This is a genomic window from Mycobacterium sp. NGS11 (genome assembly GCF_059813315.1).
Genome location: NZ_JCALEJ010000001.1, coordinates 281,246 through 295,832 on the forward strand (window position 1 = coordinate 281,246; position 14,587 = coordinate 295,832).

The following is a 14,587-nucleotide window of genomic DNA, read 5'->3' on the forward strand; positions in this document are numbered from 1 at the left end:
CCGAATCATCGCCGGCGCGTAAGGAGTTCGGCGAAGACTCGTGCGGCCGCGTCTACACCGGCGTCGTCATCGGTGGCCACCAGGTCAAGTAGCAGGCCGCGTACGACGGCCAGCCCCAGGCGCGCCAAGGCGGCGTCGACCGGAGCCTCGGCGACCGCGGCGACCTCGGCCAGCCAGTCCGTGACCGCCCCGGGAATCATTCGTGCATAAGGCTTTTCGCCCTGGGCGGCGCGGGCGTAGCACTCGAAGAACAAGCGTTCGGATTCGCGTAGTTCGGGTCGCCGAAGGTCGGCCCACATCGCCGCGAAGCTCTTGGCCGGTTCTGTCGGCAGGTCGGGCAGCAAGCCCATCTGACGGCGCTCGACCGCCTCGACGACCGCCAGCAGCAGATCATCCCGAGACCCGAAGTGATGCAGTAACATTCGGTGACTCGTGCCGATGGCTTCGGCCACCTCGCGCAGCGAGCGGTCGCCGATGCCCGCGCTGGCGAATTCCTGGATCAGTGCGTCGAGGAGCTGCCGGCGCCGCGCAACATCAGGAGTGCGAGCCATCGGCGCGACTGAGCTGCTCCGAGCGGGCTTTGAGTCCTCGGGCCTCCAGGTCGAGGAAACGCTTGGTCTTCTTGACCATCAACCTCCCGACGAGAGCACCGAGCACGCCACGCTGGTCGAGTTGCTGACGCACCAGCGTGCCCCCGTCGGGACGAGCGGTGACGTCGTGGCGGGCGCTGACCAGCACCCCGGGAGAGCGTTGCACCCAGGTCCAGGACCTACCGGGGTCGATCTCGGTGACCTTCCAGACCAGCTTGGCCATGCCGGGCTGTTTGATCGCGAACCGCCTCCCGACGGCAAGGCTGGGCGCGTCCAGCCCGACCAGCGAGGTCACCGACGCGGTCCAGTCTGGCCAGTGCTCGACGTCGGTGAAGACATCCCAGACGAGTTGGGGCGGTGCGTCGATCTCGACGCCGTCTTCGGTAAACATGTACCAAATGGTACATGAAAGCGCGTGATTCTGAAGCATGAATTCGGATCCGCCTGGAATTCGGCATCCCGCGACACGTAAACACAAGCTCTTGTGTTCCGCTGCGTTGTCACACCCCAGAGGTAGTGTCGAGAGCCGGAGATTCATCCGGCAAAACGGTGTGTGAAGTGGGGTTCTGGTGAGCGAAAACATGAAGCTGATCGACCGCGTTTCGGCGATCAACTGGAACCGGCTACAAGACGAAAAAGACGCCGAGGTGTGGGACCGACTGACCGGCAACTTCTGGTTGCCCGAGAAGGTGCCGGTGTCCAACGACCTGCCGTCGTGGGGCACATTGACCGCCCACGAAAAGCAGATGACCATGCGGGTATTCACCGGCCTGACCCTGCTGGACACCATCCAGGGCACCGTCGGGGCGGTCAGCCTGATCCCGGACGCGCTGACCCCGCATGAGGAAGCGGTCTACACCAACATCGCCTTCATGGAATCCGTGCACGCGCGCAGCTACAGCAACATCTTTTCGACGCTGTGCTCGACCGCCGAGATCGACGACGCGTTCCGCTGGTCGGAGGAGAACCCCAACCTGCAGCGCAAGGCCGAGATCGTCATGCAGTACTACAAGGGAGACGAACCGCTCAAGCGCAAGGTCGCTTCGACCCTGCTGGAGAGCTTCCTGTTCTACTCCGGCTTCTACCTGCCGATGTACTGGTCGAGCCGCGCCAAGCTGACCAACACCGCCGACATGATCCGGCTGATCATCCGCGACGAGGCCGTGCACGGTTACTACATCGGTTACAAGTTCCAGCGCGGCCTGGCGTTGGTCGACGACGCGCGCAAGCAGGAACTCAAGGACTACACCTACGAGCTGCTCTTCGAGCTCTACGACAACGAGGTCGAGTACACCCAGGACCTCTACGACGAGGTCGGGCTGACCGAGGACGTCAAGAAGTTCCTGCGCTACAACGCCAATAAGGCACTGATGAACCTCGGTTACGAGGCGCTGTTCCCGCGCGACGAGACGGACGTCAACCCGGCGATTCTGTCGGCGCTCTCGCCCAACGCCGACGAGAACCACGACTTCTTCTCCGGCTCGGGTTCCAGCTACGTGATCGGCAAGGCCGTCGTCACCGAAGACGAAGACTGGGACTTCTAACTCCGCTCGTCGGTGACTCAGCACATCGTGTAGGCGGCTAATCCGGCGCACGCACGCTTCGGCGCCCTGGCCCAGCGGGCCGAATCGTGGTTCAGGCCACCAACCTTGCCGGCCCCATCTATCGTGCTGGTTATGACACGGTCCGACGACAACCGTGCGACGGAAGTCAGCACATTGGAAGCCCAGCGCCAAGACGAGCTAGCCGAGTTGCACGAGGTGTTCGCTGAGGAACACGAGTCGGCCGCGGAGTCATTGTCCGGCGATCTCGCCGCCGCCCACCGAGGTGCCGCTGAGAAGCACGAGCAGGCCGCCCGCGAGGTTCGCTCCCAGGTTTCCGGGGATGCAACCGCGGATAGCCGCGACTCCGTGACGACTGCCGGGCCAGAACGCGACGATCCACCTCGGAAGACGACGTGAAAAGTTAAGTGGTTTCGCGGTGCTCGCTCACGGCGGCGGCGCCGGCGGATTGTCCCAACTCCCCGGCGTGCCTGCGGGAACCTGCATTCCGAGCCAGTTGCACGGCATCATCGACCGCCACGCGATGAATGCGCACTGTTGTTCAGGTGTCAACGGCCCCGGACCGGCGCATGGCGGTGTCCCGGCAGCGCCGCATACGGGGTCGGCGGAAGCGGTCGGCATGCCGGCAAAGGTGCCGGCGCCGACCGTCAACGCGATGGCGACCAAAAATGCGGTGACGAAGAGTCGTATGCGATTCATGGCGAACTCGGATCTGTAAACGCCGCTTCTGAAATTGGTGACGGCCCGGTACGTCGTCCTGAGCGTAAACGGTTGCGCACTTATTCACACCGGGAATTGTGGGAATTCCCGCGCGGTCGACGGTTGGCGCAGAACGGATTAGCTCGCGGCCTGCACAGTGCAGGATGGCCGCGGCCTCCTGGCGCTGCTGCTGTCATTGCAGGTCTGGCGGACTTGGCGGCCAGGTGGCTCCGCTACCGGCAAGCGGCAGAAATAGCAGAGATCGAGGCCGAGCGTCAGATAGCCGCACACGAGGCAGACTTCGGGACAAACGTCGGTGGTCATCATCCGCACCTCCTAGTGGCGCATATCCAATGCTCCACCCAGTCGGCTAATCCCCGCTTATCGACACGCGGCGTCGGCCTCGATTTCGAGACGATTAATCCAGCAACGAGCAAATCCGCAAATCGAGCGCGGCAAACGGTTCGCGCCTGAGAAGATGCTCAAGCGGCGCGGTAGGGGACGGAAGTTGAGACCATGCTCGAAGTTATCGACAAGGGGTCTGTCACCGAATCACATCCCGTTCCGCTGCTTTTCGTTCACGGCGCCTGCTGCACAGCAGAAATTTGGGACGACCATTTTCTGGGCTTCTTCGCCGACAAGGGTTACCGAGCCGTGGCACTGAGCCTTCGCGGGCACGGCGCCAGCAGCCTGTCCCAGCCCCTGCACTCATGTTCGATCGCCGATTACGTGGAGGACGTACACGCTGTCGTCGCGGAGCTTGGAACCGCACCGGTGCTCATTGGTCATTCGATGGGCTGTTGGGTGGTGCTGAATTATTGCCAGATGCACGGTGCCCCGGCGGCGGTTCTCATGGCACCCGGCACACCGCACGGCTTACGGCGGTGGGCAGTTCGCTCTGCCCTCCGTCATCCACGGATCATCTTGCGCAGCAGCACTTTCGGTAATCCCGCCGACCTATTCAGCACCGCGGCTCTGACCCGTGAGTTTATCTTCTCCGCGCATACCCCCGAATCGACAGTCAGGTCGTGTGCAGTCCGTTTGCAGCCCGAGAGCAGGCGCGCTGCTCGAGAAACGGTGAATCGACTTCCCGACGTTGGCCTCGTGAACGCCCCCATGCTCGTTCTGGGAGCACAAGACGACGGCATGCGAATCGACGGGGATGCTTCTGCCGTAGCGCGCATCTACCAGGCAGATGTGGAAATTTTTCCCGACATGGGACACGTCATGATGCTTGAGCCGGGATGGCCGGCCGTGTCCGAAAAAATCGACGGCTGGGTGGCCATGCGCGGGCTATGACGACCCCGCGAGGTGGATCGCGCTGCTGTCCGAGGCTCGTTAGCCCTCGGCGGTGCCCGGTGATTTCCCGTCCGCGGGCCGCGCGTCGCCGGCGTCGTTGCCGAAGATACTGGCGATGGCTTCCCTGAACGAGGTACGGCCGACGTTCTCGCCACCCGGCAGCTCACTGTGGATGTGGAGCGCCCCGCAGGTGAGAAACGACATGACCACGCTGAACACCTCGATACCTACGTTCAGGGCCCTTGTGACGATGGTTTCGTCGCTTGATCCGGCGGGGTTACTCACCATGCGCCCGCACCCTTGATCGATTTGGTTGCCATGCCACTTAGGACGAGAGGTGTTGCGCCTGCGTCGGCGAATAGATCCTCGGCTTGAACGTGGCCATCACCGGCAACCGCAGCGTCACGCCACCGGCCACCGGCACGCGGACCGTGAAGTAGACCACCTGCATGTCCAGGCCCATTTGTAGGCGCATCTCTTTGAGTGGCTGGGTCTGCACCCCCAGGCCCATGTCCTTCAAGCGCGCGCCGATGCCGCGTTGAAACGACTCGGCCGGATCCGTCGGCTTCGGAACGCTCGGTGCAGGAACATCCTGACTGCCAATCTTCAGAGAAAAGACGGGTGGCGGGTTCTTCGAAGTCGGAGTCGTCATGGCTCGACTCTACTCCGCAGGAACGGTGCCGAACGGTGAAAATCTCGTTGACCAGTGCAAGCAGCCCTGCGAAGGCCCTGCGCGCGGAGCCCGGCCCGCCGAATCGCGGGCTCGAAAACGATGGCGCCCAACCGTTGCGGGTGGGCACGACCAGGCCGGCTGATCGAGGTAAACGGCGTATGAATTGTCGGGACGCCAATTGCGCCGCGGTAGCGCGGGTGACACGGCTGCCCTGACACTGGTGGGGTGACGAATACCGCCGCCTCTGCCACCGCCAACTTCTGCCGTTCGGTGCTTCGCTGGCTGCGCGCCGGCTACCCCGAGGGCGTCCCCGGGCCCGACCGGGTGCCACTGCTGGCGCTGCTGCGCAGCACCCCGCTGACCGAGGAGCAGATCGCCGAGGTGGTGCGCAACATCACCGCGGACGGATCCCCGGCGATCGCCGACGGTGTGATCGACCGCGACGAGATCGCCCACTTCATCTCCGACATGACGCATTACGACGCCGGACCGGAAAACGTCATCCGGGTGGCCGCCACGCTCGCCGCGGTCGGCTGGCCGCTGGCCGGCATCGACGTCAGCGAGGTCATCCCGGGCGACGAGTGGGGTGAGGCCGCGGAGATCGCCGCGCGCGGTGCGGCATCCAGCAGCGCGCCGGGTGTCGCGCGGTAGGACGCGTCGGGGACCCTAGAGCTTCGAAATATCGATGACGAAGCGGTAGCGCACGTCGCTGGCCAGTACGCGCTCGTAGGCCTCGTTGATGTAGTCGGGCTCGATGAGCTCGATTTCCGGCGTGACGTTGTGCTCGGCGCAGAAGTCCAGCATCTCCTGGGTTTCGGCGATGCCGCCGATGTTCGACCCGGACAGGCTGCGGCGCGCCAGCGCCAGCGAGAAGGCGCCCACCTCCATGGGGTGTTCGGGAATGCCCAATTCGACGAGCGTGCCGTCGACGTCGAGCAGGCTCAGATAGTCGTTGAGGTTCAGGTTCGCCGAGACGGTGTTCAGGATCAGGTCGAAGCTGTTGCGCAGTTTCTTGAAGGTCTCGCGCTCGGCGGTGGCGTAGTAGTGCTTGGCGCCCAGCCGCAGTCCGTCCTCCATCTTCTTCAGTGACTGCGACAGCACCGTCACCTCGGCCCCCATCGCCGCGCCGAGCTTGACGCCCATGTGGCCCAGCCCGCCCAGGCCGATGATCGCCAGGCGGGTGTCCTTGCCGGCTTTCCAGTGCCGCAGCGGCGAGAACAGGGTGATGCCCGCGCACAGCAGCGGCGCCGCCTTGTCCAGCGGCAACGAGTCGGGAATGCGCAAGACGAAGTTTTCGTCCACGACGATCGCCTGACTGTAGCCGCCCTGCGTCGTGGTGCCGTCTTTGTCAGTCGCGTTGTAGGTGAAAATCGTTCCCCGGCTGCAGTACTGCTCGAGGCCGGCCTTGCAGCTGCTGCACTGTCCGCATGAGTTCACCATGCAGCCGACGCCGACGTGGTCGCCCACCTTGTGCTTGGTGACCTCGGAGCCGACTGCGGTCACGACGCCGGCGATCTCGTGGCCCACGACCAACGGGTAATGCGGCGTGCCCCACTCGCCTTTGGCCGTGTGGATGTCGGAGTGGCAGATTCCGGCGAACTTGATGTCGATGGCCACGTCGTGCGGACCCGGGTCACGCCGTTCGATCGTTGTCTTGGTCAGCGGTGCCGCCGGCGAGGTGGCCGCGTACGCCGAAACTGTGCTCATGGAAATCCCTCTTCGATTCGGTACGTCATCAAGAAGTTTAGCTAAGGTAAATGTTATTCCGCCAACGGGCGGGGCGAAGATCACGTTGTGGCGATGTACCCGTTTTCGGCCGGCCGCCGCTAGTTGATCGGGGCGTTCACCAGGCGCAGGTCGTCGACGATGCCGCGGGCGGCGATCAGGCCCTGGCCGGCTTGCCATATCTCGTTGTTGACGATGTAGACCCGGTTGTCACGGTTGGCCGAGAGCTTGCGCCACGGGTCGCTGTCCAGGATCGTGGCGGCCCGGTCGGCGGCGGCCGGGGTGTCGCAGGACACGTAGACCACGTCCGCGTCGGCCATCGAAAGGTCAGGATTCTTCGCCAGGTCCGCGTCGCTGGCCCCGATCTCGATGTAGGGCTTATCGGTGAACCGCTGCGAGGCCGGCCGGTCCACGCCGACCGCACCGAGCACGCTCGCCGGGAAATTGTTGGCGCCGTACACCCGGATCGTGCCCGCCGTCAGCTGCACTATCGACGCCTGGAAGTGGGAGGCGTCATGTCGCGCGCCGATGTCCGCGGCCCGCTGGGAAAACCCGCTGATCAACGAGTTCACCGCGGCGCCACGGCCGGTCGCGGCGCCGACGGCGCGCAGGTTGTCCTGCCACGCCGCACCCGGCGCGGCCGTGAACACCGTCGGGGCGATCGCGGTCAGCTGCGGATACAGCGTGGGCGTCAGCGCCTGCGACCCCAGAATCAGGTCGGGGTGGGCGGCCGCGGCCGCTTTCAGGTCCGGGTGGGAGCGGTTGCCGACCGCCGGCAATGCATGCACCGCGCCGCCCAGGTAGGCGGGCTGACTCGAGGACCCGTCCGGCAATGCCGCGCCGACCACCCGCGACTGCAGGCCCAGCGCGCACAACGCGTCGAGCTGGTCGCCGGAGAGCACCACGATGCGCTGCGGGTCGGCGGGCACCTGCACGACGTCCGGGTCGACGCCCGCGGCGTTGTGGACCGGCCGCTTCGCGGCGCCGGGGTCCGCCGCTGCGGCGTCCCGCGCACACGAATCGTCGGGGCGGCGGTCGTTCCCGAGCACACCGGCGCCCGCGATCTGGGTGGTGGGGGTGATCAGGGGACGGGCCGGCGGCTGGCCGGCGGGCTTGTCGGAACCGCAGCCGCTGCATGCCAGGATGACCGCCGCCGTCACCGCGGTCGCCACAGCCGGCCGGCCGGGTCTGATCACGCCGAACAACACGCGTTCGACGCTAACATTCGGCCAGCGTGGCGATCGCGCGCGCGCGGTGGGGGCACCTCCCGCTTGCGGGGGACCGGGCGAAGCGGGTCGCCGCCATTCGGCCACGTGGCGATCGCGAGCGCGGGGGACCGGGCGAAGCGGGGCGCCGCCATTCGGCCAGCGTGGCGACGTCGCGCCGAGGGACACGCCGCCCCGGCGAGTCATTTACGACAGTTTGTAGGACCAGCCCTGACGGCGCCATGATCGACGGCTAAGATTCCTCTCAATACCGATTTTTGGGCCAGTGTCCGATCTGGATGTTTGGAGAAGCTGTTGACAGCCGAAGCGCCCCCCTTGGGTGAACTCGAGGCCGTTCGTCCGTACCCGGACCGCATGGGCCCCAAAGGGAACCTCGTCTACAAACTGATCACCACCACCGATCACAAGATGATCGGCATCATGTACACGGTCACCTGCTTCGCCTTCTTCTTCATCGGCGGGTTGATGGCGTTGCTGATGCGCACCGAACTCGCGGCTCCCGGGCTGCAGTTCCTGTCGAACGAACAGTTCAACCAGCTGTTCACCATGCACGGCACGATCATGCTGCTGCTCTATGCGACCCCGGTGGTGTTCGGGTTCGCCAACTTGGTGCTGCCGCTGCAGATCGGTGCGCCGGACGTGGCCTTCCCGCGGCTGAACGCCTTCTCCTACTGGCTGTTCCTGTTCGGCGGGCTGATCGCGGCCTCCGGCTTCATCGTCCCGGGTGGGGCGGCCGACTTCGGCTGGACCGCCTACACGCCCCTGTCGGATGCCGTGCACTCGCCCGGCGCCGGGGGAGACTTGTGGATCACCGGCCTGATCGTCGCGGGTCTGGGCACCATCCTGGGTGCGGTCAACATGATCACCACCGTGGTGTGCATGCGCGCGCCCGGCATGACGATGTTCCGGATGCCGATCTTCACCTGGAACATCCTGGTGACCTCGATCCTGATCCTGATCGCATTCCCGATCCTGACCGCGGCGCTGTTCGGGCTGGCCGCCGACCGACATCTGGGCGCCCATGTCTACGACGCCGCCAATGGCGGAGTCTTGTTGTGGCAACACCTGTTCTGGTTCTTCGGCCATCCCGAGGTCTACATCATCGCGCTGCCGTTCTTCGGAATCGTCACCGAGATCTTCCCGGTGTTCTCGCGCAAGCCGGTCTTCGGTTACACCACCCTGGTTTACGCGACCCTGTCCATCGCCGCTTTATCGGTCGCGGTGTGGGCGCACCACATGTTCGCCACCGGAGCGGTTCTGCTGCCGTTCTTTTCGTTCATGACGTACCTGATCGCGGTGCCGACCGGGATCAAGTTCTTCAACTGGATCGGCACAATGTGGAAGGGGCAGTTGACGTTTGAGACACCGATGCTGTTCTGCATCGGCTTCCTCATCACCTTCCTGCTGGGCGGTCTGACCGGCGTGCTACTGGCCAGCCCGCCGCTGGACTTCCACGTCACCGACAGCTACTTCGTGGTTGCGCACTTCCACTACGTGCTGTTCGGCACCATCGTGTTCGCCACGTTCGCCGGGGTGTACTTCTGGTTCCCGAAGATGACCGGCCGGCTGCTCGACGAGCGCCTGGGCAAGCTGCACTTCTGGTTGACGTTCATCGGGTTCCACACCACCTTCCTGGTGCAGCACTGGCTGGGTGACCTGGGCATGCCGCGTCGCTACGCCGACTACCTGCCCAGCGACGGATTCCAGCCCTACAACGTCGCCTCGACGGTGGGCGCCTTCATCCTGGGTGCGTCGATGTTCCCGTTCGTCTGGAACGTCTTCAAGAGCTGGCGTTACGGCGAGGTCGTTACGGTCGACGACCCGTGGGGCTACGGCAACTCGCTGGAGTGGGCGACCAGCTGCCCGCCGCCCCGGCACAACTTCACCGAGCTGCCCCGAATCCGTTCGGAGCGCCCGGCATTCGAGTTGCACTACCCGCACATGGTGGAGCGGCTTCGCGCCGAGGCGCATGTGGGCCGCCATGCCACGGCTCTCGAGTCGCCGAAGGGCTTCGGTCCGCGAACCGAACCCGATCGCTCGACTCCTGAGCAGTAGCGACAGCTGTCGGGAGTGAGCCCACCACCGAAGGTTTCGGTGCTGATCACCGTCACCGGCGTGGACCAACCGGGCGTGACGGCGAACTTATTGGAGGCGCTGTCACCGCACGGCGTCGAGCTGCTCAACGTCGAGCAGGTCGTGATCCGGCACCGCCTGACGCTCGGCGTGCTGGTGTGCTGCCCGGCCGAGGTCGCCGATAGCCCGCAATTGCGCGATGACGTGGAATCGGCCATCCGCAAGTTGGACCTCGAAGTCAGCATTGAGCGCAGCGACGACGTGGCCATCATGCGGGAACCCTCGACCCACACCATCTACGTGCTGGGCCGGCCGATTACCGCCAGTGCGTTCGGCGCGGTGGCCCGCGAGGTGGCGGGGCTGGGCGTCAACATCGACCTGATCCGCGGTGTCTCCGACTATCCGGTGATCGGCCTGGAGCTTCGCGTCTCGGTCCCGCCTGGCGCGGACGGCGCGTTGCGGACCGCCCTGAACCGGGTGTCCAGCGAGGAACAGGTCGATGTGGCGGTGGAGGCCGTCAGTCTTGAACGACGGGCCAAGCGGCTCATCGTGTTTGACGTCGACTCGACGCTGGTGCAGGGCGAGGTCATCGAGATGCTGGCGGCCCGGGCGGGCGCGGAGGGCAAGGTCGCCGCGATCACCGATGCCGCTATGCGCGGCGAGCTGGACTTCGCGCAGTCGCTCGAACAGCGGGTGGCGACGCTGGCGGGTCTGCCGGCCAGCGTGATCGACGAGGTCGCCGACGCACTGGAACTGATGCCGGGCGCGCGCACCACGATACGAACTCTGCGGCGCTTGGGTTATGCCTGCGGCCTCGTGTCCGGGGGGTTCCGCCGGATCATCGAGCCGCTGGCCGAGGAGCTGATGATCGACTACGTCGCCGCCAACGAGCTGGAGATCGTCGACGGCACACTCACCGGCCGGGTGCTCGGGCCGATCGTCGACCGGGCCGGAAAGGCCTCGGCGCTAAGGGAATTCGCAAGCCAGGTCGGGGTGCCGATGGCGCAGACCGTCGCGGTGGGCGACGGCGCCAACGACATCGACATGCTGGCCGCCGCCGGATTGGGGATCGCGTTCAACGCCAAGCCGGCGCTGCGCGAGGTTGCCGATGCGTCCCTGAGCCATCCCTATCTGGACACGGTGCTGCTCCTGCTGGGTGTGACCCGCGGCGAAATCGAGGCCGCCGACGCGATCGACGGCGAGGTCCGCCGGGTGGAGATTCCGCCCAACCCATAGCGACCCGGCAGGTATTCGAGCGTCGCGGTACGGCACGATGGTCGGGTGCCCGAAAACGGAGACGAGACAGCCGACCCCGATCTGCTGCTCGACTTCAGGCAGGTGTCACTGCGGCGCGGCGGCAACGTCTTGGTCGGCCCGCTGGACTGGGCGGTCGAACTCGACGAACGCTGGGTGATCGTCGGGCCCAACGGCGCCGGCAAGACCTCGCTGCTGCGGATCGCCGCGGCGGCCGAACATCCTTCGTCCGGCATCGCTTTCGTGCTCGGCGAGCGACTGGGCCGGGTCGACGTGACCGAGTTGCGGTCGCGGATCGGGCTCAGCTCCTCGGCTTTGGCGCAGCGGATACCCACCGACGAGGTGGTTCGCGATCTCGTTGTCTCGGCCGGCTATGCCGTGTTGGGCAGGTGGCGGGAGCGCTACGAGGACGTCGACTACCAGCGCGCGACCGACATGCTGGAGAGCCTTGGCGCCGAGCACCTTGCGGACCGCACCTACGGGACGCTGTCGGAAGGCGAGCGCAAGCGGGTGCTGATCGCCCGTGCGCTGATGACCGACCCCGAGCTGCTGCTGCTCGACGAGCCGGCCGCCGGGCTGGATCTGGGCGGCCGCGAGGAGCTGGTCGCGCGGCTCGCCGACCTGGCGGCCGACCCCGAGGCCCCCGCCCTGGTGCTGGTCACCCATCACGTCGAGGAGATTCCGCCCGGGTTCAGTCACTGCATGCTGCTCTCGGAGGCCGAAGTGGTCGCTGCGGGACTGCTCACCGACGTGCTGACCTCCGAAAACCTGTCGACGGCATTCGGCCAAGCGATCGCACTCGACGTCGTCGACGGGCGCTATTTCGCGCGGCGAGTTCGTACCCGCGCAGCCCACCGCAGGAGGCTGGAATGACCACCATTCCCGAGCCGCTGCCGACCCGGCCGGCCGCGACCGTGATGTTGGTCCGCGACGTGCCCGGCGGCTTGAAGATCTTCCTGATGCGCCGCCATTCGAAGATGGAGTTCGCCCCGGGTGTCATCGTGTTTCCCGGTGGCGGCGTCGACGACCGCGACCGCAGCGCCGACATCGCGTGGGCCGGTCCGCCGCCGGAATGGTGGGCACAGCGCTTTGGCATCGACACCGAACTGGCCGCGGCGCTGGTGTGTGCCGCGGCTCGGGAGACCTTCGAGGAGTCCGGGGTGCTGTTCGCCGGCCCGGCCGGCGACCCGGACGGCATCGTTCGCGACGCCTCGGTCTACGCCGATGCCCGGCGGGCCCTGGACGATCGGACGCTGTCGTTCGCCGATTTCCTGCGCACCGAAAACCTGGTGTTGCGTTCGGACCTGCTGCGGCCATGGGCCAACTGGGTCACCCCGGAGGCCGAGCGGACCCGTCGCTACGACACCTACTTCTTCGTGGCGGCCCTGCCCGAGGGCCAGCGCGCCGACGGGCAGAACACCGAATCCGACCGGTTCGGCTGGGCGTCGCCCCAGGATGCCATCGCCGACTTCGAGGCCGGCCGCAACATCCTGCTGCCGCCGACCTGGACCCAGCTGGATTCGCTGGCCGGTCGCAGCGTCGCCGACGTGCTGGCCGTCGAACGCCAGATCGCACCCGTGCAGCCCCTCCTCGAAAAGCGGGTCGACAACTGGGTTTTCGAGTTCTTCGATTCCGATCGCTACCACCAGGCGCGCATATCGGGCGGCATGGAGTGGCCCTTGTGAACGCTCAAGTGAGCGAGTTCGTCAGCGTGGTGGTCAGCGACGGCTCGCAGGACGCCGGGCTGGCCATGTTGCTGCTGTCGCGCCCGCCGACGAACGCGATGACCCGCCAGGTCTATCGGGAGGTCATCGCGGCCGCCCACGAGCTGGGCCGGCGTGACGACGTGGCCGTGGTGATTCTTTTCGGCGGCCACGAGATCTTCTCCGCGGGTGACGACATGGCCGAGCTGCGGACGCTGCGGGGTTCCGAGGCGGAGAGCGTGGCACGGGTCCGCCAGCAAGCCGTCGACGCCGTGGCGGCGATCCCCAAACCGACCGTCGCCGCGATCACCGGCTACGCATTGGGCGCAGGGCTCACGCTGGCCCTGGCCGCCGACTGGCGGATCAGCGGAGACAACGTGAAGTTCGGGGCGACCGAAATACTGGCCGGCCTGATGCCCGGCGGCGACGCGATGGCGCGCCTGACCCGGGCGGCCGGCGCGAGCAAGGCCAAGGAGCTGGTGTTCAGCGGCCGCTTCTTCGACGCCGAGGAGGCCTTGGCGCTGGGCCTCATCGACGAAATGGTGGCCCCCGACGACGTGTACGACGCCGCCGCCGGCTGGGCGCGCCGCTTTCTCGATGGTCCGCGGCATGCGCTGGCCGCCGCCAAGGCCGGAATCAACGACGTTTTCGACCTGGAGCGTTCCGAGCGGCTCGCCGCCGAACGCCGGCGCTACATCGAGGTGTTCACTGCTGGTCAGGGCGGTGGCGGTGGGACGGATCCCGTCGGCCGTTAGGCTGCCCTTCATGACCAGTTCGACCGACGCCGTTCCGACGCCGCACGCCACCGCCGAGCAGGTGGAAGCCGCCCGGCACGACAGCAAGCTGGCCCAGGTCCTCTACCACGACTGGGAAGCCGAGACCTACGACGACAAGTGGTCGATCTCTTACGACCAGCGCTGCATCGACTACGCCCGGGGCCGCTTCGACGCCATCGTGCCCGACGAGGTACTGCGTGAGCTGCCCTACGACCGGGCGCTGGAATTGGGCTGTGGCACAGGGTTTTTCCTGCTCAACCTCATCCAATCCGGCGTCGCGCGGCGCGGATCGGTGACCGATCTTTCGCCGGGCATGGTCAAGGTCGCCACCCGCAACGGCCAGTCGCTGGGCCTCGACATCGACGGCCGGGTCGCCGACGCCGAGGGCATCCCGTACGAGGACAACACCTTCGACCTGGTCGTCGGGCACGCGGTGCTGCATCACATTCCCGACGTGGAGCTGTCGCTGCGCGAGGTGATCCGGGTGCTGCGCCCCGGTGGCCGGTTCGTCTTCGCCGGCGAGCCGACCAGCGCGGGCGACGTCTACGCCCGCGAGCTGTCGACCCTGACCTGGCGCATCGCCACCAACGTCACCAAGCTGCCCGGCCTGGGTTCCTGGCGGCGCCCGCAGGCCGAGCTCGACGAATCCTCCCGGGCTGCGGCGCTGGAGGCGATCGTCGACCTGCACACCTTCACTCCGGCTGACCTGGAGCGGATGGCCGGCAACGCCGGCGCCACCGAAGTTCGGACCGTCAGCGAAGAGTTCACCGCCGCGATGTTCGGCTGGCCGGTGCGCACCTTCGAGGCGTCGGTGCCGCCCGGGCGCCTGGGCTGGGGCTGGGCGAAATTCGCGTTCAACGGCTGGAAGACGCTGAGCTGGGTGGACGCCAACGTATGGCGCCGCGTGGTCCCGAAGGGCTGGTTTTACAACGTGATGGTGACCGGGGTCAAACCCTCCTGAATCCGTCTTTTCCAGGGCTGCGGTTCGGCCCGGCGACGATGCTTGC

Annotated in this window: 17 protein-coding genes; 11 read left to right on the forward strand and 6 right to left on the reverse strand. The window is 66.4% G+C overall.

The genetic code is table 11. The features are described from left to right. Nucleotides 1–5: 5 nt before the first annotated feature. Together AC5Y4T_RS01415 and AC5Y4T_RS01420 are read right to left on the reverse strand one after the other, a co-directional pair. Nucleotides 6–551, reverse strand: a complete 546-nt coding sequence (locus AC5Y4T_RS01415; RefSeq protein ID WP_499951672.1) for a TetR family transcriptional regulator — start codon at nt 549–551, stop codon at nt 6–8. Continuing rightward, nucleotides 535–981 (reverse strand): SRPBCC family protein, encoded by a 447-nt coding sequence (locus AC5Y4T_RS01420; RefSeq protein ID WP_499951674.1) that lies wholly within the window; start codon nt 979–981, stop codon nt 535–537. The genes AC5Y4T_RS01415 and AC5Y4T_RS01420 overlap by 17 nt, the downstream gene beginning before the upstream one ends. A gap of 178 nt (nt 982–1,159) precedes the next feature. Here AC5Y4T_RS01420 and nrdF point away from each other — a divergent pair, with 178 nt between their 5' ends. The 4 genes from nrdF (at nt 1,160) to AC5Y4T_RS01440 (ending at nt 4,150) form a co-directional block, all read left to right on the forward strand. Further along, nucleotides 1,160–2,134 carry a class 1b ribonucleoside-diphosphate reductase subunit beta gene (gene nrdF, locus AC5Y4T_RS01425; protein WP_205869319.1) on the forward strand — a complete coding sequence of 325 codons (975 nt, stop codon included), beginning with the start codon at nt 1,160–1,162 and terminating at the stop codon, nt 2,132–2,134. Nucleotides 2,135–2,266: 132 nt separating this feature from the next. Continuing rightward, entirely contained in the window at nt 2,267–2,551 is a 285-nt protein-coding gene (locus tag AC5Y4T_RS01430; RefSeq protein WP_499920096.1) for a hypothetical protein, read from the forward strand. 67 nt (nt 2,552–2,618) lie between these two features. Then, nucleotides 2,619–2,870: a hypothetical protein gene (locus tag AC5Y4T_RS01435; protein WP_499920097.1), complete on the forward strand. Its 252-nt coding sequence runs from the start codon at nt 2,619–2,621 to the stop codon at nt 2,868–2,870. A 497-nt stretch (nt 2,871–3,367) separates the two neighbouring features. Then, complete coding sequence (locus AC5Y4T_RS01440) at nt 3,368–4,150, forward strand: alpha/beta hydrolase (RefSeq protein ID WP_499920098.1); 783 nt, start codon at nt 3,368–3,370, stop codon at nt 4,148–4,150. Between the two features lie 39 nt (nt 4,151–4,189). Here the strand turns inward: AC5Y4T_RS01440 and AC5Y4T_RS01445 are convergent, their stop codons facing one another. Continuing rightward, nucleotides 4,190–4,438, reverse strand: a complete 249-nt coding sequence (locus AC5Y4T_RS01445) for a hypothetical protein (RefSeq protein ID WP_499920099.1) — start codon at nt 4,436–4,438, stop codon at nt 4,190–4,192. Between the two features lie 37 nt (nt 4,439–4,475). Then, nucleotides 4,476–4,802: a hypothetical protein gene (locus tag AC5Y4T_RS01450; protein ID WP_499920100.1), complete on the reverse strand. Its 327-nt coding sequence runs from the start codon at nt 4,800–4,802 to the stop codon at nt 4,476–4,478. Nucleotides 4,803–5,048: 246 nt separating this feature from the next. Between AC5Y4T_RS01450 and AC5Y4T_RS01455 the strand changes: the two genes are divergently transcribed. Next, nucleotides 5,049–5,474, forward strand: coding sequence for a DUF3349 domain-containing protein (locus AC5Y4T_RS01455; RefSeq protein ID WP_499920101.1), 426 nt, complete (start codon nt 5,049–5,051; stop codon nt 5,472–5,474). Nucleotides 5,475–5,489: 15 nt separating this feature from the next. Here the strand turns inward: AC5Y4T_RS01455 and AC5Y4T_RS01460 are convergent, their stop codons facing one another. Both AC5Y4T_RS01460 and AC5Y4T_RS01465 read right to left on the reverse strand, forming a co-directional pair. Continuing rightward, a complete protein-coding gene (locus AC5Y4T_RS01460; RefSeq protein WP_499951676.1) occupies nt 5,490–6,530 on the reverse strand; it encodes an NAD(P)-dependent alcohol dehydrogenase in 1,041 nt (346 codons plus the stop codon). 119 nt (nt 6,531–6,649) lie between these two features. Next, the gene (locus tag AC5Y4T_RS01465) at nt 6,650–7,756 is read right to left on the reverse strand and encodes an iron-siderophore ABC transporter substrate-binding protein (protein ID WP_499951678.1); all 1,107 of its coding nucleotides are present in this window, start codon (nt 7,754–7,756) and stop codon (nt 6,650–6,652) included. A gap of 312 nt (nt 7,757–8,068) precedes the next feature. Here AC5Y4T_RS01465 and ctaD point away from each other — a divergent pair, with 312 nt between their 5' ends. Genes ctaD through AC5Y4T_RS01495 form a run of 6 tightly spaced genes read left to right on the forward strand, consistent with a single transcriptional unit; the run spans nt 8,069 to nt 14,541 of the window. Then, on the forward strand, nt 8,069–9,829 hold the full coding sequence (ctaD, locus tag AC5Y4T_RS01470) for an aa3-type cytochrome oxidase subunit I (RefSeq protein ID WP_499920104.1): 1,761 nt from the start codon (nt 8,069–8,071) through the stop codon (nt 9,827–9,829). Between the two features lie 15 nt (nt 9,830–9,844). Next, entirely contained in the window at nt 9,845–11,083 is a 1,239-nt protein-coding gene (gene serB, locus AC5Y4T_RS01475) for a phosphoserine phosphatase SerB (RefSeq protein WP_499951680.1), read from the forward strand. Nucleotides 11,084–11,128: 45 nt separating this feature from the next. Continuing rightward, nucleotides 11,129–11,974, forward strand: coding sequence for an ABC transporter ATP-binding protein (locus tag AC5Y4T_RS01480; protein WP_499948457.1), 846 nt, complete (start codon nt 11,129–11,131; stop codon nt 11,972–11,974). Continuing rightward, entirely contained in the window at nt 11,971–12,786 is an 816-nt protein-coding gene (locus AC5Y4T_RS01485) for an NUDIX hydrolase (RefSeq protein ID WP_499951682.1), read from the forward strand. The genes AC5Y4T_RS01480 and AC5Y4T_RS01485 overlap by 4 nt, the downstream gene beginning before the upstream one ends. A gap of 8 nt (nt 12,787–12,794) precedes the next feature. Continuing rightward, a complete protein-coding gene (locus tag AC5Y4T_RS01490; RefSeq protein WP_499920226.1) occupies nt 12,795–13,559 on the forward strand; it encodes an enoyl-CoA hydratase in 765 nt (254 codons plus the stop codon). 10 nt (nt 13,560–13,569) lie between these two features. Then, on the forward strand, nt 13,570–14,541 hold the full coding sequence (locus AC5Y4T_RS01495; protein ID WP_499920108.1) for a class I SAM-dependent methyltransferase: 972 nt from the start codon (nt 13,570–13,572) through the stop codon (nt 14,539–14,541). Nucleotides 14,542–14,587 lie beyond the last annotated feature (46 nt).

Excerpts from the sequence above, each read along its gene's own strand:
- AC5Y4T_RS01415 (WP_499951672.1), bottom strand. The coding sequence starts at position 551 with ATGGCTCGCACTCCTGATGTTGCGCGGCGCCGGCAGCTCCTCGACGCA.
- AC5Y4T_RS01420 (WP_499951674.1), bottom strand. The coding sequence starts at position 981 with ATGTTTACCGAAGACGGCGTCGAGATCGACGCACCGCCCCAACTCGTC.
- AC5Y4T_RS01430 (WP_499920096.1), top strand. The coding sequence starts at position 2,267 with ATGACACGGTCCGACGACAACCGTGCGACGGAAGTCAGCACATTGGAA.
- AC5Y4T_RS01440 (WP_499920098.1), top strand. The coding sequence starts at position 3,368 with ATGCTCGAAGTTATCGACAAGGGGTCTGTCACCGAATCACATCCCGTT.
- AC5Y4T_RS01445 (WP_499920099.1), bottom strand. The coding sequence starts at position 4,438 with ATGGTGAGTAACCCCGCCGGATCAAGCGACGAAACCATCGTCACAAGG.
- AC5Y4T_RS01450 (WP_499920100.1), bottom strand. The coding sequence starts at position 4,802 with ATGACGACTCCGACTTCGAAGAACCCGCCACCCGTCTTTTCTCTGAAG.
- AC5Y4T_RS01460 (WP_499951676.1), bottom strand. The coding sequence starts at position 6,530 with ATGAGCACAGTTTCGGCGTACGCGGCCACCTCGCCGGCGGCACCGCTG.
- AC5Y4T_RS01485 (WP_499951682.1), top strand. The coding sequence starts at position 11,971 with ATGACCACCATTCCCGAGCCGCTGCCGACCCGGCCGGCCGCGACCGTG.
- AC5Y4T_RS01495 (WP_499920108.1), top strand. The coding sequence starts at position 13,570 with ATGACCAGTTCGACCGACGCCGTTCCGACGCCGCACGCCACCGCCGAG.